Source organism: Vibrio sp. OPT46 (assembly GCF_015163535.1).
GTDB lineage: Bacteria > Pseudomonadota > Gammaproteobacteria > Enterobacterales > Vibrionaceae > Vibrio > Vibrio alginolyticus.
On record NZ_JADDYG010000845.1, the window covers coordinates 1 to 383 of the forward strand.

Sequence of the window (383 nt, forward strand, 5' to 3'; positions counted from 1 at the left end):
CTTATCACCACAGCACCAACGGTAGTTTACGAAGTTGAGAAGACGGATGGCGATCTGCTGTATGTTGATAGCCCAGCAAAACTACCAGCGATCAATGATATTGAAGAAATTCGTGAACCGATTGCACGTTGTAATATCCTTGTGCCTTCAGAGTACCTCGGTAACGTAATCACCCTGTGTGTTGAAAAGCGAGGCAGTCAAGTTGATATGGTTTACCACGGTAACCAAGTCGCTGTGACTTACGATATTCCAATGGCTGAAGTAGTACTGGATTTCTTCGATCGTCTGAAATCAACATCACGCGGTTACGCATCTTTGGATTACAACTTCCAGCGTTTTGAAGCTTCGAACATGGTACGTGTAGACGTTCTTCTTAACGGTGA

General features: G+C 44.4%; 1 pseudogene. It reads left to right on the forward strand.

Features of this window, described 5'->3' with window-relative positions:
- Positions 1 to 383, forward strand: a pseudogene (locus tag IQR33_RS30160) (elongation factor 4); the annotation flags it as partial.